Origin of the sequence: Rhodoferax potami (assembly GCF_032193805.1) — a bacterium.
GTDB lineage: Bacteria > Pseudomonadota > Gammaproteobacteria > Burkholderiales > Burkholderiaceae_C > Allorhodoferax > Allorhodoferax potami_A.
Genome location: NZ_JAVBIK010000001.1, coordinates 755,910 through 779,273, shown reverse-complemented (window position 1 = coordinate 779,273; position 23,364 = coordinate 755,910). Strand labels below are relative to the sequence as shown.

The 23,364-nt window shown below is 60.2% G+C and carries 21 protein-coding genes; 6 read left to right on the top strand and 15 right to left on the bottom strand.

Annotated elements, in window-relative coordinates; all coding sequences use genetic code 11:
• Positions 1-28: 28 nt before the first annotated feature.
• The 4 genes from RAE19_RS03675 to RAE19_RS03660 form a co-directional block, all read right to left on the bottom strand.
• Positions 29-802: a nuclease-related domain-containing protein gene (locus tag RAE19_RS03675; RefSeq protein ID WP_313873645.1), complete on the bottom strand. Its 774-nt coding sequence runs from the start codon at positions 800-802 to the stop codon at positions 29-31.
• A 107-nt stretch (positions 803-909) separates the two neighbouring features.
• On the bottom strand, positions 910-1,449 hold the full coding sequence (locus RAE19_RS03670) for a DUF924 family protein (RefSeq protein ID WP_313873644.1): 540 nt from the start codon (positions 1,447-1,449) through the stop codon (positions 910-912).
• Positions 1,450-1,497: 48 nt separating this feature from the next.
• Positions 1,498-3,312 carry an NACHT domain-containing protein gene (locus tag RAE19_RS03665; RefSeq protein WP_313873643.1) on the bottom strand — a complete coding sequence of 605 codons (1,815 nt, stop codon included), beginning with the start codon at positions 3,310-3,312 and terminating at the stop codon, positions 1,498-1,500.
• 39 nt (positions 3,313-3,351) lie between these two features.
• Positions 3,352-5,175, bottom strand: coding sequence for a glutamine--tRNA ligase/YqeY domain fusion protein (locus RAE19_RS03660; RefSeq protein ID WP_313873642.1), 1,824 nt, complete (start codon positions 5,173-5,175; stop codon positions 3,352-3,354).
• 116 nt (positions 5,176-5,291) lie between these two features.
• On the opposite strand from RAE19_RS03660, the gene RAE19_RS03655 reads away from it, so the two are divergent.
• Positions 5,292-6,218, top strand: coding sequence for a sensor domain-containing diguanylate cyclase (locus tag RAE19_RS03655; RefSeq protein ID WP_313873641.1), 927 nt, complete (start codon positions 5,292-5,294; stop codon positions 6,216-6,218).
• A gap of 22 nt (positions 6,219-6,240) precedes the next feature.
• Here RAE19_RS03655 and RAE19_RS03650 read toward each other — a convergent pair whose 3' ends face one another.
• The gene (locus RAE19_RS03650) at positions 6,241-7,140 is read right to left on the bottom strand and encodes a hypothetical protein (RefSeq protein WP_313873640.1); all 900 of its coding nucleotides are present in this window, start codon (positions 7,138-7,140) and stop codon (positions 6,241-6,243) included.
• A 1-nt stretch (position 7,141) separates the two neighbouring features.
• Positions 7,142-8,071: a glutaminase gene (locus RAE19_RS03645; protein ID WP_313873639.1), complete on the bottom strand. Its 930-nt coding sequence runs from the start codon at positions 8,069-8,071 to the stop codon at positions 7,142-7,144.
• Positions 8,072-8,132: 61 nt separating this feature from the next.
• Here RAE19_RS03645 and RAE19_RS03640 point away from each other — a divergent pair, with 61 nt between their 5' ends.
• Positions 8,133-9,266 carry a DUF2157 domain-containing protein gene (locus tag RAE19_RS03640; RefSeq protein WP_313873638.1) on the top strand — a complete coding sequence of 378 codons (1,134 nt, stop codon included), beginning with the start codon at positions 8,133-8,135 and terminating at the stop codon, positions 9,264-9,266.
• A 118-nt stretch (positions 9,267-9,384) separates the two neighbouring features.
• Here RAE19_RS03640 and RAE19_RS03635 read toward each other — a convergent pair whose 3' ends face one another.
• The 7 genes from RAE19_RS03635 to RAE19_RS03605 all read right to left on the bottom strand — a co-directional run bounded on the left by RAE19_RS03635 (position 9,385) and on the right by RAE19_RS03605 (position 15,370).
• Positions 9,385-10,521, bottom strand: coding sequence for a branched-chain amino acid ABC transporter substrate-binding protein (locus RAE19_RS03635; RefSeq protein ID WP_313873637.1), 1,137 nt, complete (start codon positions 10,519-10,521; stop codon positions 9,385-9,387).
• 269 nt (positions 10,522-10,790) lie between these two features.
• Complete coding sequence (locus tag RAE19_RS03630; protein ID WP_313873636.1) at positions 10,791-11,381, bottom strand: hypothetical protein; 591 nt, start codon at positions 11,379-11,381, stop codon at positions 10,791-10,793.
• A gap of 32 nt (positions 11,382-11,413) precedes the next feature.
• Positions 11,414-12,574, bottom strand: coding sequence for a branched-chain amino acid ABC transporter substrate-binding protein (locus RAE19_RS03625; protein ID WP_313873635.1), 1,161 nt, complete (start codon positions 12,572-12,574; stop codon positions 11,414-11,416).
• Between the two features lie 98 nt (positions 12,575-12,672).
• Positions 12,673-13,536, bottom strand: coding sequence for a LytR/AlgR family response regulator transcription factor (locus RAE19_RS03620; protein ID WP_313873634.1), 864 nt, complete (start codon positions 13,534-13,536; stop codon positions 12,673-12,675).
• Between the two features lie 6 nt (positions 13,537-13,542).
• On the bottom strand, positions 13,543-14,601 hold the full coding sequence (locus RAE19_RS03615; protein ID WP_313873633.1) for a sensor histidine kinase: 1,059 nt from the start codon (positions 14,599-14,601) through the stop codon (positions 13,543-13,545).
• A gap of 33 nt (positions 14,602-14,634) precedes the next feature.
• Positions 14,635-14,931, bottom strand: coding sequence for a 2TM domain-containing protein (locus RAE19_RS03610; RefSeq protein ID WP_313873632.1), 297 nt, complete (start codon positions 14,929-14,931; stop codon positions 14,635-14,637).
• Between the two features lie 25 nt (positions 14,932-14,956).
• Complete coding sequence (locus tag RAE19_RS03605; protein WP_313873631.1) at positions 14,957-15,370, bottom strand: DUF2306 domain-containing protein; 414 nt, start codon at positions 15,368-15,370, stop codon at positions 14,957-14,959.
• Between the two features lie 213 nt (positions 15,371-15,583).
• On the opposite strand from RAE19_RS03605, the gene RAE19_RS03600 reads away from it, so the two are divergent.
• The 4 genes from RAE19_RS03600 (at position 15,584) to RAE19_RS03585 (ending at position 19,795) form a co-directional block, all read left to right on the top strand.
• A complete protein-coding gene (locus tag RAE19_RS03600) occupies positions 15,584-16,861 on the top strand; it encodes an efflux RND transporter periplasmic adaptor subunit (RefSeq protein WP_313873630.1) in 1,278 nt (425 codons plus the stop codon).
• A 10-nt stretch (positions 16,862-16,871) separates the two neighbouring features.
• Positions 16,872-17,648, top strand: coding sequence for an ABC transporter ATP-binding protein (locus RAE19_RS03595; RefSeq protein ID WP_313873629.1), 777 nt, complete (start codon positions 16,872-16,874; stop codon positions 17,646-17,648).
• Positions 17,645-18,880, top strand: a complete 1,236-nt coding sequence (locus RAE19_RS03590; RefSeq protein WP_313873628.1) for an ABC transporter permease — start codon at positions 17,645-17,647, stop codon at positions 18,878-18,880. The genes RAE19_RS03595 and RAE19_RS03590 overlap by 4 nt, the downstream gene beginning before the upstream one ends.
• Before the next feature lie 81 nt (positions 18,881-18,961).
• Positions 18,962-19,795, top strand: coding sequence for an undecaprenyl-diphosphate phosphatase (locus RAE19_RS03585; RefSeq protein WP_313873627.1), 834 nt, complete (start codon positions 18,962-18,964; stop codon positions 19,793-19,795).
• A 51-nt stretch (positions 19,796-19,846) separates the two neighbouring features.
• On the opposite strand, the gene RAE19_RS03580 is transcribed toward RAE19_RS03585, so the two are convergent.
• Both RAE19_RS03580 and RAE19_RS03575 read right to left on the bottom strand, forming a co-directional pair.
• On the bottom strand, positions 19,847-21,568 hold the full coding sequence (locus RAE19_RS03580; RefSeq protein WP_313873626.1) for a putative bifunctional diguanylate cyclase/phosphodiesterase: 1,722 nt from the start codon (positions 21,566-21,568) through the stop codon (positions 19,847-19,849).
• On the bottom strand, positions 21,568-23,364 hold the full coding sequence (locus RAE19_RS03575) for a sensor histidine kinase (RefSeq protein WP_313873625.1): 1,797 nt from the start codon (positions 23,362-23,364) through the stop codon (positions 21,568-21,570). Before RAE19_RS03575 ends, RAE19_RS03580 begins: the two co-directional genes overlap by 1 nt.

Here is a 23,364-nt window from a genome sequence, read left to right as displayed (position 1 = left end):
CAGCTACTAAAAGCGTAGCGGATGATCTTCACTGCTGAGCACGGACGTAGCTTCGCAAAGCCGATGCCATTGCTTTCACTTCATCCAACGAATGACGAACTGGTTCGTTCTCGATGAACTTGGTCAGCGCTTTTGTCTCAACTACCCAGACACCCTCTGCAACGTTGTCAAAGGACTCGACATACCAGCCAGGGAAGACAACTGCCGGCCAAACGAAGGGCTGAAACTGGCTCTCTCGCAAGAAGTTACCTAACCAACGCGCCTGCGCCTTGGCTTGAATCACCGGATTTCGGTCAATTCGCTGTCCATTTGCAAACACTTCGCCCCCAGCTACGGAGATCTTGCAATCGCCGCGTAGTGGTTTGGAGTGCGTTTTGGTTTCGATGGTGAACACGCCCTGAGGGCCAATCAATACATGGTCCACATTGGCATCGCCACTTGGCACATCATGGAAGACAACAAAGTCTTTTCTCCGTAACCACTCCAGATGTTCTGCTACTGCGCGCTCTCCATCTCGGCCCAGTTTGAGTTGGGACAGGCGCTTCTGAGCTCGACTTATCTTGATTGCAGCGTAGACCACTGCGATTACAGCAATAGCCGTGTAAATGATCGGATTAGGCTTGGCAGCGGTCAGATACCTGAACCACTCTAGGCCTGCCATGATTGCCAACATTAGGGCGAGCAAAGCAGGTGCCAAGATGTGGTCATAGGCTTCGTCTTGAAGTTGCTCAGTTAAGGATTGCCCAGCTGCTCGTAAAGGCTTGTTTCTGTCTAAGGGCGAGCGTTTTGGTTTGGATTTCATACAGGAATATCTTATTAGTGCTTCGAGGATTTACGTTGAATTGGCCTCTAGCCCTCGTGGAATATGCGCTAGCAGCTACTAAAAGCGTAGCAAATTCCAGATGAAACCTAGAACGAAGACCCCGGTTCGCTCAAGAAAGCCAGCTCCTCGGGCGTGGAGGTGCGGCCCAGGATGGCGTTGCGGTGGGGGTAGCGGCCGAAGCGGTCGATGATCTCTTTGTGGCGCAGCTCAAAGCGCAGGGTGTCTTCCATGCCCGGCTGCGAAAACAGGGCCACGGCTTGCGCGTGCACCAGCGCGGACTCGCTGTGCATGTAGGGCATGTAGGCAAAGCTGCGCTGCGCCAGGGGCAGGCTGCGGTCCTGCCCACTGACCACCAGCTCTTGCGCCAGCACCAGGGCCAGCGCGTCCTGCGCAAAGGCGCGGGCGGTGTCGCGGTACACATTGCGCGAGAACTGGTCCAGCACCAACACCTCCGCCAGCCGCCCCTCGGCCGTGGCGCGCCAGGCAAATAGCTCACACCTCGCCGCAGCCTCCAGCGTGGCGCCGAAGCGGGTGCGGATGGCTTCGTCCACAGCAGCGTCTTTGGCGAAGTGCTGCTTGGGGGTTAGCTCGGTGAACCAGAAGTGGAGGATGGTTTGGGGTTGCATCTCAACACTGTTGGATATTGCGATCAAATAAAAAAGTCAAATTCGAATTCAGCTTGTGCTCATGGTGGGCCTGCTGAGCAGTGCTATCAATCCGGCGCTCTTTCTTATTTGTCTATCTTTCATAGCATTCATGCGCCTTTCAAGCTTTTCACAATACCTTTGAACTGCCAAGACTGCATTCTGAGCAAGACGTAAATCACTTTTGAGTAAATCAGCCAGTTTAATGATCTCGAGTGTGTCCGACATTGAATCCACCCTCGAGGACTTTGATGCACTTGACATTACTTCGTGCACTATTGCAGACATTAGTTCAGCATAGTATCTGTTGGTTGGGCTTGACTTGTGATGATAGCTCCAGCTTGCAGTCCTTATTTCTTTTGTTTCCTTTGATCTTCCAATTGAGATATCAAAGCCTCTTAGGAATCTAATCAACTTTTGGCCTGAAACGGTTCTTTGCTTTTTCTTTAAGCATAGCTCGTCTAACAAACTAGCAGCGTGCGGTATTCCAATAACATTTTCGAAGGACTTGTCTTTAAAATCTTCAAGAAACTGTAGTTCGCTCGACCATTCAAAAATGCTGCCAGTTCCAATTGACTCCAGTATCTCTCGTGCTTTCTCTTTATCTTCAAGAGTGTGAATAAATCGAGCAGCATAGTATTCTTGGATACTTTTATGAATGAATGCTGTGTCGAGCCCATCTCTAACCATTAGACAAATGGTCTCTGTGACATCTGTTTTAAATCCTTCTATTGAACATCGAACATCAGAAATTCGAGTTGCATTCGTGAAGGATTCTTCAAGCTGTCTCTGTGATAAAGAATTTTTCTTAAAAAGCTCTTTTGAAGCAAAGGAGAATGCGCAAAATAGCATCTCAAGGTCGGTGTTTCCCAATTCCGTCGCTTTTTGCCGCACATAACCAGGTTTTGTACCATCATGGGTACTGGCAAGGACATTAAACAGCGAGTCATAAAACTCGGGCAATGTATCTGGTAAATCTTGTTGAGCACCGCAAGTTTTTACCAACAAAGTAAGCATCAAGGGCGTAGACAACAGAATTTTTATCTCAGCCCTGCTCCGGCCAATCGCTCCAAGAAGGCGTTGTTTTGTTTCTAACGGGACGCCGATGCGCTGAAAGAACTCGTCATGCTCGTTTGGGGAGATAGGAGCAACTTCACATTGATGAATTTCAAACGAATCCCCGAGATGCTGAGAGATTGCTCCTGGGCGAGATGTAATCAGAATGTTTACTTTGTCGTAGTTTCTAATCAGTCGAGTAATTTCTGCCTTTGTTCGAAGGCTATATTCACGACTAATTTCATCATAACCATCCAGAAATATCTTTGCTTTTCCTGATTTTAGTAATGCTTTAAGTACTTCCTCAGGGTCCTCCTCGCCGATTCCAAGTGAAACCAGGTGTTCATGAAGAAGACTATTTAGAGTCTTGTTTTCATCAATCTTTCGGAGCTCAACAAAAAGTGGAAGATTGCCTTGTACATCGAGATCTCTTAAACATAAGTAACGAAGAAATACAGATTTTCCTTGACCGGCCGTACCAATTATTAGAGTTACTCTGGAGTTCCCAGTAACTAACTCCGAGGCAAAAGCAATTACCCTACTGCCTGACTTCCCGAGCTTTATCCGAGAGGGATAATAAATTTCGTCAATTGTTGACGCTTCGCGGCTCGCAATTGTTGTAATTTTCCCTATCTGCCTAATGTTCTCCTGCAACTTTTCAGCTAAATCGGGGGCTTTCCATTTCAATAGTTGCTCTTTAACTTTTGGCTTCGCTTTATCAGCAATTATTCCTAAAGTACTTTTCAGCGTTTCAAACGCAGCTAATGCTGTTTCCGGATCAATCTGCACTGCTACTCCCTTTTTTATAATTTATTCATCCAAGGGTATTTACTTCCCCCAAGAATCCTTCAACCCCACCGCCAAGTTAAACACTGGCTTGTCCGCTTTGTGGTCCACGCGGTCGGCCACAAAGTAGCCGTGGCGTTCAAACTGGAACTTCTGGTCGGGCTGTGCGTTGGCCAGTGACGGCTCCACGATGGCGGTCACCACCTTCAGGCTGTTGGGGTTCAGGCTTTCCAGGAAGTCTTTGCCGCCCGCGTCGGGCTGGGCGTCGCTGAACAGGCGGTCATACATGCGCACTTCAGCGTGCACGCCGTCGGCCACGCCCACCCAGGTGATGGCGGCTTTCACCTTCACCAGGTCGGCGCCGGGGGTGCCGCTCTTGGTGTCGGGCACCACGGTGGCCAGCACTTCGGTAATCACGCCATTGGCGTCTTTGGTGCAGCCGGTGCACTCGATCACGTGGCCGCCCTTCAGGCGCACCTTGTTGCCTGGGAACAGGCGCTTGTAGCCCTTGGGGGGCACTTCTTCAAAGTCTTCGCGCTCGATCCACACCTCTTTACCGATGGTGAAGTGGCGCACCGGTGATTCGGTTCCCTCGGGTGGGTGGGGCAAGGCGGGCATGCTGCACGCGTCCAGATAGGCGTCGCCGCCTTGCTCTGCAAACACCTCGCCCCAGTTGGTCAGCACCAGCTTCACGGGGTTCAGCACGGCCATGCCGCGGTGGGCTACAGACTCCAGGTCTTCGCGCAGGCAGCCTTCCAGGGTGCTGTAGTCGATCCAGCTGTCGCTCTTGGTCACGCCAATGCGTTCGGCAAACAGTTGGATGGCGGCAGGCGTGTAGCCACGGCGGCGCAGGCCGACGATGGTGGGCATGCGCGGGTCGTCCCAGCCGCTGACCTTGCCTTCATTCACCAGCGCGGCCAGCTTGCGTTTGCTGGTAATCACATAGGTGAGGTTCAGGCGGGCAAATTCATATTGCTTGGGCGCGGGGGCTGCCAGCAGGCCGCTCTCGCACAGGCGGTCCATCAGCCAGTCGTAAAACGGGCGCTGGTCTTCAAACTCCAGCGTGCAGATGCTGTGGGTGATTTGCTCCAGTGCGTCCTCAATCGGGTGCGCAAAGGTGTACATGGGGTAGATGCACCAGGTGTCGCCCGTGTTGTGGTGCGTGGCGCGGCGGATGCGGTAGATGGCCGGGTCGCGCATGTTGATGTTGGGGCTGGCCATGTCGATCTTGGCGCGCAGCACCATGGAGCCGTCGGCGTGTTTGCCGTCGCGCATTTCGCGGAAGCGGGCCAGGTTCTCGGCAGGCGTGCGGGTGCGGAAAGGGCTGTCCACACCGGGCTTGCCGAAGTCGCCACGGTTCACGCGCATTTGCTCAGGCGTTTGCTCGTCCACATAGGCGTGGCCGGCTTCAATCAGCGCCTCGGCGGCGCGGTACATAAAGTCGAAGTAGTCGCTGGCCTGGTAGGGGGCCACGCTGTAGTCGCCCTGGCTGCCGTTCCAGTCAAAGCCCAGCCACTTCACCGCGTCGATGATGCTGTTCACATACTCGGTGTCTTCTTTTTCGGGGTTGGTGTCGTCAAAACGCAGGTGGCACACGCCACCGTAGTCGCGCGCCAGCCCGAAGTTGATGCAGATGCTCTTGGCGTGGCCTACGTGCAGGTAGCCATTGGGCTCGGGCGGAAAGCGGGTGCGGATTTTGGCGGGGTCTGGCTGGCCGGCAGCGTGGTGCGCGGCGTCGCCAGGGGTGCCGGCCCAGCGGCGTTGGGCGTAAGTGCCTTTTTCGAGGTCAGATTCGATGATCTGGCGCAAAAAGTTGCTGGGCTTGACGGAATCAGTAGCTGTGTTCGCGGGGGTGGGGGTGCTCATTCGCAGATTTTAGACGCCGCATCTTGCGTCTCGCCCCGCGGAGGTGCCCGAAGGGCTTGTGTAAGCGGAGTTCGTTACTATGTGCTTGTTACATTTTTAACAATTTATAGGATCTGATGGCTGACTCCAAAGGCATTGCTGTGAGCTCGTATTTCGCGGAAGACCTGGCTCGCCTGTACGAGCAGTCGCCCCTGCATGTGGTGTTGTATGACCCGCAAGACATGGTGCGCTACGCGAACCCGTCGCACTGCATTGACTTTGCCATGGCGCGGGATGTGCCGATTTCGTGGTCCGACATGATGCGCCACAGCTTTGCCAACAAGGTGGGCGCCGCTATCCAGACCGACGACATAGAGGCGTGGCTGATCTCTGCCAAGGCGCGGCGGGGCAAGCTGCCGTTTCGCTGTTTTGAGACCGACCTGCGCAATGGCCGCTGGATGTACATCACCGAGACCATGGACGAGCAGGGCTGGATGTTGAGCGTGGGCTTTGACATTACGGCCCTGCGCACCAACGACCGCTCGTTGCGCCAAGCGCGCGATGGCGCTTTGCGTGCCGCGCAGGTAGACACACTCACGGGTGTGAGCAGCCGCGCCCATGTGCTGGAGCAGCTCGATTTGCGCCTCAACCAATTGCGCAGTAACCAGCAGCCTTGCGGTTTGGTGCTGCTGGACCTGGATTACTTTAAAAAGATCAACGACACCTATGGCCACAACGCGGGGGACGAGGTCTTGCAGCGTTTTGCCCGCCTGGTGGTGAGCTCGCTGGGGCGCAACGACGGGTTTGGCCGTATCGGGGGCGAGGAGTTTTTGCTGCTCTTCCCCCAAGCCACCCCCGCCGAGACTGAGGCCAAGGTGCAAGCCATCCTGGAGCTGGTGCGCGAGTCTTCGCCCCTGCCCGAGGTGCCGCGCTTTCACCACACCTGCTCTGCTGGCCTGACCATGTTGGACCCTGCCCTGAGCAGCATTGAAAACATGCGCAATGCCGACCGCGCGCTCTACGCCGCCAAGGGCGCAGGCCGTGACCGGCTGATGTGGGCCTGAGCCGGGCCCGGCTGCCGGCCGCTCAGGGGGCGGGCGGCACTATCTCACGCACCGAGGGCAGCGCAAAGTCGATGCTGCGGTAGCCATCCATGCGCAGGGTGGTTTGCCAGCCGCCCCAGTCGGCCAGCGTGTCGTAATGGCGGCCGGTGCGTTTGCCTTGCACATCGGTGTATTCGCTCAGCAGCTGCCAGCCGTTCGCAGGGCGGCCTGCGGCGTCAAAGGGTGCGGTGTCTATATAAAGCTGGTTCAGCACCTCGCCGGGCACGCCAGGGCGGCTGTAGCTGATGAGCTTAAGGCCGTACCAATGCCCGGGCTGCAGGGCCACGTTTAGCAAGGGGCGCAGCACCACATAGTCGTACAGCGGGTGGGTTAGCTCTTTGGCAAAACGGGTAATGCCGCTGGGCCCGCCGGGGCCAAAGGTCATCATGGTGCTGGAGGCGGCGTCGCCATCTTTCTCGCTGTGGCGCCCGCCGCGGATCTTGAGGGTGACTTGTGCGTTCAGCGGCGTGAGTGGCTCGTGCACCCGCACATAGACCGTGAACTCTTGGTTGCGCACATCGTGCGGGCTGCTGAGGTAGCCGCGCTGGGTCTTCCAGGTGAACTGCTGCTGGCCGCCGCTGGCAAACAGGTGCAGGCGCGCGGTGTAGCCATTACCGCCGCTGCTGTAGGTGAGCGGGGTGGCAGGCAGGCTCCAGTAGCGCAGCTCACCCTCTTGCGCGGCAGTGGCGGCGGCTTTGTAGTCGAAGCCAAAGCGCTTGTCGGTGTTGGGGTTGCCGCTGCCCAGCGCCAGTGCGCTGCCGCCGGGCTGAGCGGGCAGCAGGGCTTGCACACCATCCGCATCGACCGCGCCACTATGGGCTGCGCAGCTCACACCCAACACCCCAGTGAGCAACAGCGCTGCAAATCCGCGGTGGTGCCGCATGTCAGGTGTGGTTCCAACCGGTGAGCTTCACAAGGCGTTCCAGGGCAAAGGCGCCCAGCACCGAGTTGCCTTTGGCGTCCAGCTCGGGCGCCCACACCGCCACCGTGCCCACGCCGGGGGCAATCGCCACAATGCCGCCGCCCACGCCGGTTTTGACCGGCAGGCCGATGCGGTAGGCGAAGTCGCCAGCGGCGTCATAGGCGCCGCAGGTGAGCAGCAGCGCGTTGACGCGGCGGGCCTCGTCGGGGCTTAAAAACTGCTCGTCCGGGCAGCCATCGCGGCCGAGGTCGCGACCCGCATTGGCCAAAAACATGGTGGCTTGGGCGAGCTGGGCGCAGTTCATCTCGGTGGCGCACTGGCGGCAGTAGTTGTCGAGCACCAGTTCGGGCGCGTTGGCAAAGTTGCCATGGCTTTTCATGAAATAGGCCATGGCCATGTTGCGGTGGGCGGTGTCGCGCTCGCTTTTGGCGACGGCCGCGTTCCAGCTCAGGTCGGGGTCGTCGGTCAGGCGGCGCAGGGCACCCAAGAGTGCGTAGTCGAGGTGGGCGTAGCGGGTGGTGAGGATGTCGGTAATCACCAAAGCGCCGGCATTGATAAACGGGTTACGCGGAATGCCGTGTTCGGTTTCCAGCTGCACCATCGAGTTAAACGCCGCGCCCGAAGGCTCGCGGCCCACGCGCTTCCACAGGTCTTCGCCGATGGCCTTGAGCGCCAGTACAAAGGTAAACAGCTTGGTAATGCTCTGTAGCGAGAACGGGGTGTGCGCGTCGCCCACATGAAATGTGCTGCCGTCTACCAGCGCCACCGCCATACCAAACTGCCGTGGCGGCACTTGGGCCAACGCGGGAATGTAGTCGGCCACCTTGCCTTGCCCGAACAGGGCGCGGGCTTCGGTGTTGATTTGGGCCAGGGCGGTGGTGAGGGTGTGCATGGTTTCATTCTAGGAGTGGCCTTGTGGTACATATGCAGGCCAACCATAGGGGGGATGCGCAATGCACATCAAAGACGACACAGGCGCGGCAGATTTGTCGGTTGCGCTGCGCTTGCAAGACTTGACCGACGCTGCCCGCGATGGCGTGATCACCGAGTCGCAGGCGCAGGCCTTGTGGCAGCGCTGGCACTATCGCGTGCAGCCGCACAGCGCTGCGCAGCGCGAGCCGGGCAATGGGCTGCAGCCGGTGGCTGCGGGGCCGGGGTTCAGCTTTGTGAATGTGCTGTATTACTTTGGCGGTTTGCTGGCCATCGGGGCGATGTCGCTGTTCATGACCTTGGGTTTCCAGCAAATGGGCCCCATGGCCTTGCTGCTACTGGGCGTGGCCTACTTGTGGGCGGCGCTCAAGGTGGCAGACCATTTCAAAGGCCGGGGCCTGATGGTGCCGGCAGGCCTGCTGGCCACGCTGGCAGTGTTTTTGGTGCCCTTGATTGTGTGGAGCGGGCAGCACCTGATGGGCTGGTGGCCGCCTGGGGGCTCGGACTCGCTGGCTAGCTACCACACGCGGATTGACTGGCGCTGGCTGACCCTGGAGTTGGCTACCCTGGCAGCCGGTGTGGTGATGCTGTGGCGCTACCGCTTGCCCTTTATGGTGATGCCGTTGGCACTCACGCTGTGGTACCTGAGCATGGATGTGGCCAACATGCTGCTTCTGGACCATCGCTGGGAGTGGGAGTTCATGCGCGACATGTCGCTGGTGTTTGGCATTGGCACAGTGGCAGTAGCCCTGTGGGTGGATGTGCGGACCCGGCTCTCGCAGTCGGTCGAGTGGCGGCAGGATTTTGCGTTTTGGCTCTATATCTTTGGCACCACTATGTTCTGGTGCGGCCTGAGCCTCAACGACTCGGGCTCCGAGCTGGCCAAGCTGGGCTACTGCGCGCTGAATGTGGCCTTGGTGCTGCTGGGGGCGGCCATCGGGCGGCGCGTGTTCACGGTGTACGGTGCCTTTGGGGTGCTGCTGTATCTGGGGCACCTGTCGCACAAGGTGTTTCAGGATAGTTTTATGTTTCCGTTTGCACTCACGGTGCTGGGCTTGGGCCTGGTGGCCTTGGGCGTTTGGTGGCAGCGCCACGAGGCTGCGATTGCGGCCCGGCTGAGTGCCTTTGTGCCACGTGGTTTGCAACCCCGGCCTTGAGTGAACGTCTGCCTTGCTGGCGGGGCAGATTAGCGGGCACACATAAAAAAAGCGCACTGCAAGCAGTGCGCTTTTTGCTGTGCATGGCAACTTGCGTTGCCATGGGACAGGTCCGTGATTAGCGGATCACAGCGATTTCAGACAGCTTGCCGCCCTTGACGGTCTTCAGTGTCAAAGCGCCGTTCAGGATGTCGCCCTTGTTGTCAAAGGAGATGTTGCCTGTCACGCCCTTGTAGTCCTTGGTAGCTGCCAACACGGGCAGGTACTTGGCTGGGTCGGAAGAACCGGCCTTGACCATGGCGGCAACCATCAGGTTCACGCCGTCGTACACGTAGGGTGCGTACACCTGCACGTCTGTACCGAACTTGGCCTTGAACTTGGTCTTGAATGCGTCCATGCCGACCTTTTGCTGGCCTTCCACGCCACCGGCTTCCGCGCAGTAGACTTGGTTGTCAGCAATCGCGTCGCCACCCAACTTCACCAATTCGGTGGAGCAGATGCCGTCGCCGCCCATGAACTTGGCGTTGATGCCCAAGGACTTCATTTGACGCAGCATGGGGCCTGCAACAGCGTCCATACCGCCGAAGAACACGACGTCAGCTTTCTTGCCCTTGATGGTGGTCAGGATAGCGGAGAAGTCAGTGGCCTTGTCGGTCGTGAATTCTTTAGCAACCACGGTGCCGCCAGCAGCTTCAACAGCCTTGCTGAACTCTTGTGCAACGCCTTGGCCGTAAGCAGTACGGTCGTCGATCACGGCGATGGACTTGCCCTTCAGTTCTTTCACAGCGTAACGGCCCAGTGTGCCGCCCAGTTGTGCGTCGTCAGCCACCAAACGGAAAGCTGTCTTGAAGCCTTGGCGTGTGTACTTGGGGTTGGTAGCGGAAGGAGAAACTTGGGGGATGCCAGCGTCAGAGTAGATGCTGGAAGCAGGGATGGTGGTGCCGGAGTTCAAGTGACCGATCACGCCGGAAACCTTGGCATCAGCCAGCTTCTGGGCAACTGCAGTACCTTGCTTAGGATCAGCTGCGTCGTCTTCAGTCATCAAACGCAGAGTAACTTTTTTACCGCCGATGGTCACGCCAGCTGCGTTGAGTTCTTCAACGGCCAATTTGGCGCCGTTTTCGTTGTCCTTACCCAAGTGGGCGATCGCGCCGCTTGTAGGGCCAACGTGAGCGATAGTGACAACCGCGTTTTGTGCGAAAGCCATTCCAGTGGTCAAGGCGATGGCTGCGGCTGCAACAATTTTCAACTTCATAAAAACTCCAAATTAAAAAAGTGTGAATAAATTTCTCACCGGGGCGAACATTAGCGCAAGTCTTGAAAGGTGAGCATCAGGCTTGTACTGATATGGTACTAGTATTTAAATCTCTAATGGAGCATGAATTGATTTGCTCCAAAAACAGGGCTTCTCCCTCTGAAGCGAGGTTGGCTTTGGTGCCCCGGATGAACGAATGCACAGTTTTGGTGCGAGTTGCGTGTCAAGGAAAGCCCCGGGGCGGAAGCGGTTTTGGCCTCCGGACCTGATTAGTCGATCAGGGTGCGGGCAAAGGTGTTGATGGCGTCCACATCGGCCGGCAGTGCGGTGAAGTGAATGCCTTCGGTCAGCAGCGTGGTGCGCAGGCCGCGGTCCACCTCGCGGGCCTGGTCTTCATCTTGGAAGCGGCCGGTGTGCACGTATTTCTTGTCGCCGCGCTCCACCAGGATGTTGATGTTGTTGTGCTGGTGGTACCACTCCAAAATTTGGGCGCGGGTCTTGCCCACGTCGCAAATGTTTTCGGGGTAGTGCTCGTTGTAGTACAGCACTTGGGGGAGCGAGCACTCGGTGATCAGGAACTGCACCTGCCCGTCGAGCAGGTTGAGCATCTCGAACTGGCGCTGGGCAATGAAGTACTGGTTTTTCAGCACCTCAAAGTTTTGTTGCCAGACCAGTGACTTGGCGTAGTCGGGAATGGTCTCCACCGTTTTGTGGTGGAGGTTGAGAAACAGAATGATGGCTGCGGAGAACAGCGACTTGTCGCTACCCGGCCCCCCAATGATGTTGATGACCTTGGTGGGGTACATGCGCATCTTGCTCTCGGGCAAGGTGTTGGGTACGGTGGTGTAGCGCAAAGTCATGGTGTTCTCCTCAGTGTTCTTTGCGGTGGGGTTTACCAGCTGTCAGAGCGCATCTGGGATTCCCAGAGCCCGCCTTTGCCACTGTAAACCCCAATCACGCCGTAGCGCTGCTCGCCTTTGTCATCCCATTTCATGGAACCGGTTACCGGGGCATAGCCATCGAGCTTTTTGAGCATGGCAGTAATGTCTGCAGCCTTGCTGGACTCGGCACGGCGGATGGCTGCGGCCAGCACGTGCATCGCGTCGTAGGTGTAGTGACCGGCGTAGGCGGGGTCTTTTTTGAACTTGGCGCGGTACTTGTCGAGGAAGGCGGCCCCTGCGGTGAATTCGCGGGCTTCCAGGATGGGCGAGGTCACAAACAAGCCCTTCATGCCGCCGCCGCCCTTGAGCATGTCGGGCGTTTTGGCGGTGTCTGCACCGAGGATGGTGATGCCGGTGTAGTCGAGTTTTTTGAGGGCTTCGATCAGGGCGACGACCTGGAAGTCGCTCACGGTGGTGACCAGCACCTGCACGTTCTCTGCCTTGAGCTTGGCGGCGAAGGCGTCGAAATCGACCGTCTTGTCGTCAAAGCTTTGTTTGAGCACGATTTCTTTTTTGGCGAGTTTGAGCTGGACCTCAGCTCCCTCCGCCAGCTCTTTGCCGTAGGTGGTGCTGTCGTCTTGCAGGGCGTAGCGGGTGCCGGAGATTTGCGACGCCGAGTAGCTGCCAATGGCCTTGGCCTGCAGCGTGTCGTTGGCCACCAGGCGGAAGGTGGTGTCCAGGCCGAGCTGGGTGAATTTGGGGTTGGTGGAAATCGCCAACTGGGCGATGTTGCGGCCCGCATAAATAGGCGCTGCGGCGATGCTCACGCCCGAGTTCAGGTGGCCGATGACTGCCACCACACCAGCGTCTACGAGTTGCTGAGCGACGGCCTTGCCGGTTTCGGCGTTGGCCTTGTCGTCGACAGCCACGATCTCAAAGGTCACGGTCTTGCCCTTGACTTTGTAGCCTTCCTTGTTGATTTCTTCTGCCGCGAGGTTCACACCATTGAGCAAGTCCTGGCCGAGCGCCGCGAGGTTGCCGCTCAAAGGTTGGGCGACGCCGATTTTGATGACCGCGGGCGTGGAGTCGCAGCCAGCCAACAGCCCGGATGAGGCTACAGCGGACGCGGAAAGCAGGCGCAGTGTGCTGCGACGCGAGAGTTTCAATTGCATGGAAGGGGTCCTAGGGAATCGATGGGGCATTGTAGGGAGCTATACCCAGCAACACCCATGCCACAGAGGGCTCGTTTACCCCAAGTAGAAGCCGCCCACTACATGGCTTTGAAGCGGTGGGCGTAGAGACGGCTGACCGGCAGTTTGTCATGGCGCTCGCGCAAGGTGAGCGAGAGCTTGCCCGCGTCGTCGCGGTGCACGACTGCAATTGCGCTAGCCCGCACCACAGTGCCGCGGTGGATCTGCCAGAACTCGTCTGGGTCGAGCTGGGTGAGCAGATCTTTGAGGGGGGTGCGCAGCAGGTATTCGCGGTCGGCAGTCAGGACCCGCAGGTACTTGTCGGCCGCCTCGAACACCAGCACCTCGCTCACAGCGACCATGTGAATCTGTTGCCCCACGCTGGCCTGCAGCACCTGCAGGCGAGGCAGGGCAGGCGGGGTGCTCATGCCGTTGCCGGTGACCCGGGCGTTGTGCTCCAGCAGGCCGCGCAGTTGGTGTAGCGTGGCTTCTAGGGTGGCATCAGTTACTGGGTTTGCTATTGTTTCAGGAGCGGTACGCGCAGGTTCTATGAGCGCCTGCTGCAGTTTTGACATGGTTTTTTGCAAGCGCGCGGCCTGTACCGGCTTGAGCAGGTAGTCCATGGCCTGCGCTTCAAAGGCTTGCACCGCGTATTGGTCGTAGGCGGTCACAAACACCAGCGCGGGGAAGGGCTGGTGCGGCGCATGGGCCGGGGGCCAGAGTTCGGCCAGCTCGAGGGCGGCGTCCAGCCCGCTCAGGCCGGGCATGCGGATGTCAAAAAACAGCACCTGGGGTGCCAGCTCCAGCGCAGCCTGCACAGCGGATGCGCCATCGCCCACGGTGCGCAGCACCTGCAGCGCGGGCCAGGCGCGGGCCAGCTCGGCCTGCAGGGCCATAGCCAGCAGGGGCTCGTCTTCAGCTATCAGTGCGGTCGCAACGGTCATGGGGGCTCAGGTTTTGAGAGGGAAAGTGACACTGGCGCTTATTCCGCCTCCGGGTGCTGCTACTAAAAGCATAGCGCCCTCGCTCCCGAAGGTAGTCGCCAGCCGCTCGCGCACCTGTTGCAAGCCAAAGCCGTGGCCGGGTGAGGGCGTGGCTTGGCCTTGCAGGCGGGTCGGGTCTGCGCCCAAGCCGGTGTCTTGCACCTGCAAAGTTAAGCGCCCGTGGTCTGCGCTGGCGGCGATGCGGATGCGGCCGCCTTCCACCTTGGGCTCCAGGCCATGCTGGATGCTGTTTTCCACCAAGGGTTGCAGCAGCAGGGGCGGCACCGGGTGGTCGCGCAGGGCATCGGGCAGGTCCAGGGTGAACTGCAGGCGGGGCCCCATGCGGATGGCCATGAGCTCTAGGTAGTCGTGCAGGCGGGCAAACTCATCGGCCAGGGTGTGGCGGGTGCCGCCTGCCGGCGCGCGCGAGGCCGAGAGGGTGGCCCGCAAGTAGGCAATCATGTGATCCAGCATGGTTTGGGCCCGGGCCGGGTCGAGGCTGATCAGGGCGCGGAGGTTGGCCAGGGTGTTGAACAGCATGTGCGGCTCCAGCTGCGATTCGAGCAGCTTGAGCTGGGCCTCGCTGGCTTGACGGCGGGCAATCTCGAGGTTTTGCCGCTCGGCGGCGAGTTGCTCCCGGCTCACAAACACCCAGCAAATCGTGCCGCCGGCCACCAGGCTCACAAACAACATGCCCCAAGCCATGCGGGGGGTCTGTTTCCAGTATTGAAACGAGGTGGTGCCTAGGATCAGATCGGTTAGCAGATGGCCGCTCACATAGCCCAGCACCACCGACACCGGCACGATGAAGATCAGCCGGGACACATGCTTTTGCCAGTTGTCCACCAAGAAGAAGTTCGCACCCTCGATGTAGCACCAGATGCAAATACCGATGCAGTGCGAATACAGCAGGTTGAGGCCGAACGAGTGGTTGTCAAACAGCGTGATGCCCAGCGCAATAACGGTGTTGAGGATCAGCACCTTGAGGCCGCGCAGGGCTAAAGCAGTAGGGGGCAGGGGGCGCATAGGGCTCTGAGTATGCCGCCAAGTGTGGCGCGCTTACCAAGGGTCGCGCTGGGCTTGCAGGGCTTGGCGCTCACGCTCCAGCAGCGAGTGAAACAGGCCGGCCCGTTGCAGGCGGATGAACACCACCGCACCGTGTACCGCCAGGCCCAGTGCCCAGCCCGCAGCAGGGAACACGGCCCAGTGCAGGCCTTGCAAGGCTGCCAGCAACATCAGCCCGGCGTTGACCAAGACAAACACCAGGGCGTGGATGTACCACCCCATTTTGGCGCCCGCCCGTTTGCGGGCTAGGCGCTCCAAGTCGGCGGGTGAGAGAGCGGTGAATGCGTTCATGGGGATGGACTCCAAGCGGGGTGAATTACAAAAGGCCGAACCATTGGCCCCAGACCATCTGGCCAAGGTAGCGCCCGGGCAGCAACGTGAAGGCGCCCGCACCCAGGCAGGCACCGACATAGAGGCCCTGCATGATCTTGCGGTGGCGGGCAATATCGTGAAGCACCAGTGCGCGGAACGCACCGAACAGGCCGGCCAGCGTGACCGGCACAAATAAATGGATCCAGGTATAGCCGGCCCAGTTGGGCAGCTGGTAGTCGCGGATAAACATGGCGCTGATGGCGGTAGTCAGCATCATCGTGACCCAAGCGTAGCCGGCCGCGCGGTGCAAGCGGGTGCGCTGTGTGCTGCCGCGCCGGGCCCAGATGGCCAGCGGCCCGATCACCAGTGCGGCGAGTGCAGCGGTCAAATGAACAGCAATGACGGGTGTGAGTGGCATGGCGGCGGGGTTGGGTTCTGGCGATGGCGTGACTGTGCCGCGTGCGCCATCACTTGCCCACCGGTTTGCGACGGAATGCACCTCCGGCGGCGCGAGATGCAGCGGCAAGGCGTGAGTGGCAGCTGGACAGTGGCAAAGGGGCCGCCCCGTAGCGGTCAAGGGCCTTTGGGTGGCTGACATGGGTTTGCCATGGCGGCTTTCTAAAATCAAGGCATGAATACAAAACGCATAGGCGCTGCCGTGGCGCTGGTAGCTGCCTTGGGAGCCGGCAGCTGGTGGTGGGTGCAGCAACAGAATGGCGGCAAAGTCGAGTACCGCACTGCGACGGTGAGTCGCGGCAATCTGCAAGCCACCGTGGCGGCCAGTGGCGCCGTCAGCCCCGTGGCGCAGGTGAGTGTGGGCACCCAGGTGAGCGGCCAGATCCGCGATGTGCTGGTGGACTTCAACAGCGAGGTCAAAGCCGGCCAGCTGATCGCCCAGATCGACCCCGAGACGTTTGAATACCGGGTGCGCAGCGCCCAAGCCGATGTCGATGCCGCCCGCGCCGCGGTGCTGACCGCCCAGGCCAACGCGCTGGCCGCACAAACCCAGGTGTCGCGCGCGCAGGTGGACTTGGACGAGGCCCGCCGCGACTCTGACCGCAAAAAGAGCCTGGCCGACCAGCAGTTCATTGCCGCCAGCGAGGCCGACAAGGCCCGCGCTTTGGTGAATACCAGCCTGGAGGCCATGAAGAGCGTGCAGGCCCAGGTGGGCGTGGCCCAAGCCCAGGTCAAAACGGCGCAGGCCAATGTGGCCCAGCGCGAGGCGGCACTGGCGCAAGCGCGTATCGATCTGGCCCGCACCCGAATTACCTCGCCGGTGAACGGCATTGTGATCAAGCGTACCATTGAGCGCGGCCAAACGGTGGCGAGCAGTCTGCAGGCGCCCGAGTTGTTTGTGATTGCCCAGAACCTGTCCGACATGCAGGTCGAAGCCGCGATTGACGAGAGCGATGTGGGCCGCCTCAAAACCGGCCAAAGAGCCAGTTTCACGGTCGATGCCTTTCCCGGCCAGACCTTTGAAGGCAGCATCCGCCAAGTGCGCAAGGCCGCCACCAATGTGGCCAATGTGGTGACCTATGTGGCCATCGTCGGTTTCAAAAACGAAGGCGGCAAGCTGTTGCCCGGCATGACGGCCAATGTGCGCATCATCACCGACCAGCGTGACAAAGCGCTCAAGGTGCCCAACGCCGCACTGCGCATGCGTATCGAGGGCGTGGACGCCCCGGCAGGCGGGCGCGGGCAGGGCCGGGGCCGGGTGTACACACTCGCCGCCGACGGCAAGCCGCAGGCGGTGGCGGTGCGCATCGGGGTGAGCGACGGCAGTGCGACCGAGGTGCTCGAAGGCGGCGAGGGTTCTGCTGGTCTGGCGGAGGGCGCTGAAGTGATCACGGGTCTCAAAAACACATCCTCTGCCAAAGCGGGCGGCAGAGGCCCGCGGTCGCCGTTTTGAGGGACGCCCGATGCTGATATCGGCCCGCGAACTGACCAAGACCTACGCCATGGGCGACCAGACGGTGCACGCCCTGCGCGGCGTGTCGCTGGACATTGCCGAGGGCGAGATGGTGGCCATCATGGGCACCTCGGGGTCCGGCAAATCTACCTTGATGAATATTTTGGGCTGCCTGGACCAGCCCGGCAGCGGTAGCTACCTGCTGGCGGGCGAGGCGGTGCAAGACATGAGGCCCGACGCGCTGGCCTCGATCCGCAACAGGCGTATCGGCTTTGTATTCCAGCAGTTCAACCTGCTTGCCCGCACCAGTGCGCTCGAAAACGTGGAGCTGCCCATGGTGTATGCCGGCGTCAAAGCGCCGGAGCGCCACGCCCGCGCTCTGGAGGCGCTGCAGCGCGTGGGCTTGGGCGAGCGGGCCCACCACACGCCGGCCGAGTTGTCGGGCGGGCAGCAGCAGCGCGTTGCCATTGCGCGTGCGCTGGTGAACCGACCGCAACTCATCTTGGCCGACGAGCCCACCGGCGCGCTGGACTCGGAAACAAGCGAAGACATCATGCGCCTGCTGACTGATCTCAACCGCCAAGGCATGACGGTAGTGCTGGTAACCCATGAGCCCGACATCGCCGCCTGGGCCCGCCGCAAACTGGTTTTCAAAGACGGCCGCATGGTGGAAGATACCTTGCAAGCGGGGGCCGAGGGAGAGTCGAACGCCGCCGGGCCGCCCCAAGGCGTGAGGGCCCCCGTGGGGGGCAGCGACCCGCAAAGCGGTGGAGCGTGGGGGCTATGAACTTTTTTGCGGCATTGCGCAGCGCATGGCGGTCGCTCGCGGCCAATACCTTGCGCAGCATCTTGACCATGCTGGGCATCATCATCGGGGTGGCGGCAGTGATCACCATGATTGCGGTCGGCCGGGGCGCGACTGACCGGGTGCAGGAGCAAATGAAGGGGCTGGGCTCCAACATCATGCTGGTGCTGCCCGGCGGTGTGTCGCAGGCGGGGGTGCGCCTGGGCGCACAAACCCGCCAGCGCCTGACCGAAGAAGACGCTGCGGCCATTGGCCTCGAAATTCCCGAAGTGCAGGTGGCCGCACCCACCTCGCGCACCAGTGCCCAGCTGGTGTTTGGCAATACCAACTGGAGTTCAACCGTTTTCGGGGTGAACAACGACTACCTCGAGGCGCGCGACTGGCCTATGGCTGCCGGCCGCATGTTTGATGCCGGTGAACTGGCGGGCTCGGCCAAAGTGGCCTGGATCGGCAGCACCGTGGCCCGCGAGCTGTTCGGAGATCAGGACCCGATCGAGCAGGTGGTGCGGGTGCGCAACATCCCGATGACGGTGATCGGCGTGTTGGCGCCCAAGGGCCAGAACTCGATGGGCCAGGACCAGGACGACGTAGTCATGGTGCCGCTGGGCACTTTGCGCAACCGCATCTGGGGCGGCGACGCGACCAGCCGGCTGAAGCGGGTGGGAAGCATCAGCGTGAAGGTGCGTGAAGGGCAGGACATGCGGGCGGTGGAAGACAGCATCAAAGACCTGCTGCGCCAGCGCTTCAAGGTGCAAGAGGGCATTGAAGACCCGTTTGTGGTGCGCAACCTCACCGAGATTTTGCAGGCCCAGGAAGAAAGCAGCCGTGTGATGACGCTGCTGTTGGCGGCGGTGGCGGGCATCAGCTTGCTGATTGGCGGCATTGGCATCATGAACATCATGCTGGTCAGCGTGACCGAGCGCACCCGCGAGATCGGGCTGCGCATGGCAGTGGGAGCCCGGGGGCGGGACATCCTGGCGCAGTTCTTGATTGAAGCCGTCACGCTGAGCTTGTTGGGTGGCGCCATCGGGGTCGCGTTCGGGGCGCTGGCCACCTGGGGGGTGGGACACTTCGCGGGGTGGCAGGTGGCGTTGAGTGCAGGCTCGGTGCTGCTGGCGGTGGGGTTCTCGGCGGTGGTGGGGGTCTTTTTTGGCTACTACCCGGCGCGGCGCGCGGCCAAGCTGCTGCCGATCCAGGCCCTGCGCTACGAGTAGTTGCTATCAAAATGTGAGCTACTCGCGCATATAAAATGAGCGCCAGAGGCCAATTTGGCTTGTATTTCAGGGAGAGATTTTTTGGATATTACGTTGTTGATCAAGGCCGCCATCATGGGCGTGGTGGAAGGGCTGACCGAGTTTTTGCCGATTTCGAGCACCGGGCACCTGATTCTTGCGGGCTCGCTGTTGGGCTTTGTGGATGCCAAAGCCAAGGTGTTTGATATTGCGATCCAGACCGGTGCAATTTTTGCGGTGATTCTGGTCTATTGGCAAAAGATCCGCGACACCATCGTCGCCCTGCCGGCAGAGCGCTCGGCCCAGCGTTTTGCGCTGAATGTCTTTATCGGTTTCTTCCCTGCCGTCATTCTGGGCTTGCTGTTCGGCAAGGCCATCAAGGCGAATTTGTTCACGCCGGCGGTGGTGGCCACCACATTTATTGTGGGCGGCTTCATCATTCTGTGGGCGGAGCGCCGCCAAAGCGCAGGCGGCACCGCAGTGCGGGTGCACAACGTGGACGACATGAGCCCGCTGGACGCCCTGAAAGTGGGCTTGGTGCAGTGCCTGGCCATGGTACCCGGCACCAGCCGCAGCGGCGCGACCATCATTGGCGGCATGTTGCTGGGCTTGTCGCGCAAGGCGGCTACCGATTTTTCTTTCTTCCTCGCGATTCCGACCTTGATTGGCGCGGGTGCCTACAGCCTCTACAAAGAGCGTGGCCTGTTGTCGGTGGCGGATGTGCCGATGTTCAGCGTCGGGCTGGTGTTCTCATTCATCAGCGCGTGGTTGTGCGTGCGCTGGTTGCTCAAGTTCATCTCCACCCACAGCTTTGTCGGCTTCGCGTACTACCGGATTGTGTTCGGCATCGTGGTGCTGCTCACATCCTGGAGCGGGCTGGTGGTCTGGGCCGAGTAATCTGCGGCGCGCCGCACCTCGGTTTGCCAAAGGCCACTGTGGTGGCCTTTTTTACGCCGGTAGCGCGGTGTTTTGCTGCTCGGTAAAAAAGCGCTCGGCCTGCGGGGCGGGTACCGCGGGGCTGAACAAATAGCCTTGGGCGTCATCGCACCCCAGCTCGCGCAGATAAGCGAGCTGCTCGGGGGTCTCCACCCCTTCAGCCACCAGTGACAGGCCGAAGCTCTGTGCCATGGCCACGATGGCCCGGGTGATCGCCACATCGCCCAAGTCGTGGGGGATGTTGCGCACAAAGGATTGGTCGATTTTGAGGGTGTCGAGCGGGTAGCGTTTCAGGTACGACAGGCTCGAGTACCCGGTGCCGAAGTCGTCCATCGCGAGGTGCACGCCCAGGGCTTTGCACTCGTGCAGGGTGGCCAGGGTGTTGGCCACGTTGTGCAAGGCCAGGCTTTCGGTCACCTCCAGCTCCAGCGCGCTGGGCGGAATGCCGGTTTCTTTCAGAATCCGGCCCACCAGTTCCGGCAGGTTTTGCCCGACAAACTGCCTTGCCGAAATGTTGACCGCAATCCGGAAGCCTTGGTGCCCCTGAGCTATCCAGCGCGCGGCTTGTTGCGCGGCGGTGCGCAACACCCACTCACCCACCTGCACGATGATTCCGCTTTGTTCCGCAATCGGAATGAATTCGCTCGGCGGTATCGCACCCAAGGTGGCATGGTGCCAACGCAGCAACGCCTCGAAGCCCACGACTTTGCCGGTCGCAATGCGGATCTGGGGCTGGTAGTACAGCTCCAGGTCACCGGCATGCAGGGCGCTGTGGAGCTCATTGTGGATCAGCAAGGTGCGCGCGACCCGCCGGTTCATGGCGCTGTCAAAGTAGGCGTACATGCCCGGGCCGTCCGGCTTGGCGTGGTGGAGCGCGGACTCTGCGTTGAGCAGCAGCGCGTGCACGCTGTCGGCCTGTGCCGGGTAGGTGCTTCCACCGGCGCTGGCGGTCAGAAACAGGGTGTGTCCGGATACCCGATAGGGCTGCGCCAATGCGCTCAAGGCCACGGTGGCAAAGCCAGCCAAAGAGCAGGCATCCGGCAAGCCGGTAACGCACACCGCGAACTGGTCTCCGCCGAGCCGGCCGACCACATCATGCGGGTGGCTGGACACCGAACCGCGGATGCACTGCTGCAGCCGTTTGCCGACCTCGCGCAACACAAGATCGCCGACTCCGGTGCCCAGGGATTCGTTGATTTTTGAAAAACCGTCCAGCCCGAAGCAGAGCAAGGCCACGGTTTCGCAGGTGCTGACCGCGTGATCGAGTTGCTCTTCAAACAAGTCCCGCCCGGGGAGTCCGGTCAGGGTGTCGATTTGCATGGCCTGTTGAGCCTCGGTTTGGAGGCGTTGCGCAGCCAGTTGCTGGATACGGCTGCGCTCCAGCCGGGCGCTGATGGCGGCCAGTAGCTCTTCGCGGCGGCAGGGCTTGGTGAGGTAATCGTCTGCCCCGAGATTCATGCCGGTGCGGGTGTCGCTGCGGTCGGCGCGGGCCGTTAGCATGATCACCGGCAGGGTGGCAGTGGCCGGGTGGCTGCGCAATGCTTTGATGAGCCCGAAACCGTCGAGCTCCGGCATCATGACGTCGGTCAGCACCAGGTCGGGGCGATGGGCCAAGGCGGCCGCTAAGGCCACACGGCCATCCGCTGCGGCGGTGACTTCGTAGCCTTCTAGCTCGAGCATCCATTGCAGGTTTTCCCGCAGGGAGGGTTCGTCTTCCGCGATCAAGATGTGCATCACGTATTCCCGGTATCAGCTGGTGGGGCTTCGAGCATCACGGTGAAGCAACTGCCTTGCCCCGCCGCGCTGTGCAGACTGATGGTACCGCGGTGGCATTCCACCGCGTCCCGGACAATCGAGAGACCGAGGCCGGTTCCGGCGATGTTGCCGACATTGCTGGCGCGGTGAAAACTTTCAAACAAATTGGGTTGGTCCGCGGGCGGTATGCCGATACCCTGGTCGGACACCTCAATCAGCAGCTTGGTGGCTTGCACTGGCTTCACCCGCAAGGTGACTGCGCCACCATCGGGTGAGTATTTGACCGCGTTGGACAACAGGTTGCCCACGATATTGCGGATCAGGCTTTCGTCTAGCTCAAACCGCAGGCTCTCGTGTGGCAGGTCCAGTGTCATCTGTATGTTTTGAAAGGCATCCGGCATGGTGCTGCGGAGTTCGTCCACCAGGCTCCTGCAAAAGCTGGCAATCGCGGAGGCCTGTGGCTTGAATTGCAAACGCCCGGCTGCCGACTGGCCGATGACCAAGACGTTCTCCAGCATGTGCGCCATACGCGCCACCGCATCATCAATTTTCTTCAGGGTGAGCCGCTTCTGCTCAGTGCTCATGCGGGCTTCGTAGTGGCTCAGCAACTCCACCGAGCCGTGGATAGTGGCCAGTGGCGTGCGGAATTCGTGCGACGCCACCGAAATGAATCGGCTTTTGAGGTCGTTCAGCTCAATTTGCTGCTGCAAAGCCCGCTTTTGGTCCGCCTCTGCGCGCACCCGCGCGGTGACATCGACGACAAATAGCAAGGTGGCATCCCGTTGCCCCCACTGAATCAACACCGCGGAAAGATCGAGGGTGCGCACCTCGCCCCGGGCGGTAATGACCCGGAAGCTGTAGTTTTCTTCCACCGGTTCGCCACGCAGGCGCCGCTGGTGCCGCTCAACGACAGTGGGTACGTCGTCCGGGTGGATGCTGCCGGTGAAGGGCATGGCCATCAGGGCCTCGGTGGTGTGACCCACGATCCGCTCCATGCTCGGGTTGACAAACACCATGTGACCGTTTTGCACGACGACCACACCCACCCCCACGTTTTCAATCACCGAGCGGTAGCGCGCCTCTGATTTGCGCAGCTCCTCAATAGTCTGGTAGCGCTCGATGGCGGCACTGACGTGGTTCGCGAAAAACCCGAGGATTTTCACATCCTCGTCGTTGTAAATGACGTCGTCGCTATACGCCTGCACGACCAATACACCGGAGGTCCGGCCGTGAATTTGCATCGGTACGCCGAGCCAAGAGGCGAAGGTCAAGTCTCCGCTGGCCTCTGACATATGGCCCGCCTTGCGCAGGGCCTTAAAGCGTGCCGTGTCCATCAGCAAGGGCTGCTGCAGCTCCAGCAAGTATTCCGTCATGCCTTTTTTGTAGGGCACGCCGTAGCGCTGCATTTCGTCGCCATCCCGCTCATCCACGTAGTAAGGAAAGTCCACCACCCCGAGGTCGTGGTTGTGCAGGGCGACATAGAAGTTGTCGGCAAACATCAACTCGCGCAGCAGCTGGTGCACCACTTGCAGGAAATCGTGAAACGACAGGCCGGCGGTTGCACGCTCTGCAATCCGGTAGAACACCCGTTGCATGGTCTCGGCCCGCTTTTGTTCTTCGTTGTCCTGCTGCATCTCTGTGGTGCGCCGGATCATCCACTGGCGTGCCCCACTCAGCTGGGCAACCACTTGCTGTTGCAAGGATTCGTTTTCCGCACGCAGCGCGGCGATTTGTGCCTCCAGCGATTCCAGTAACTTGGAGGCCGGAATGGTCAT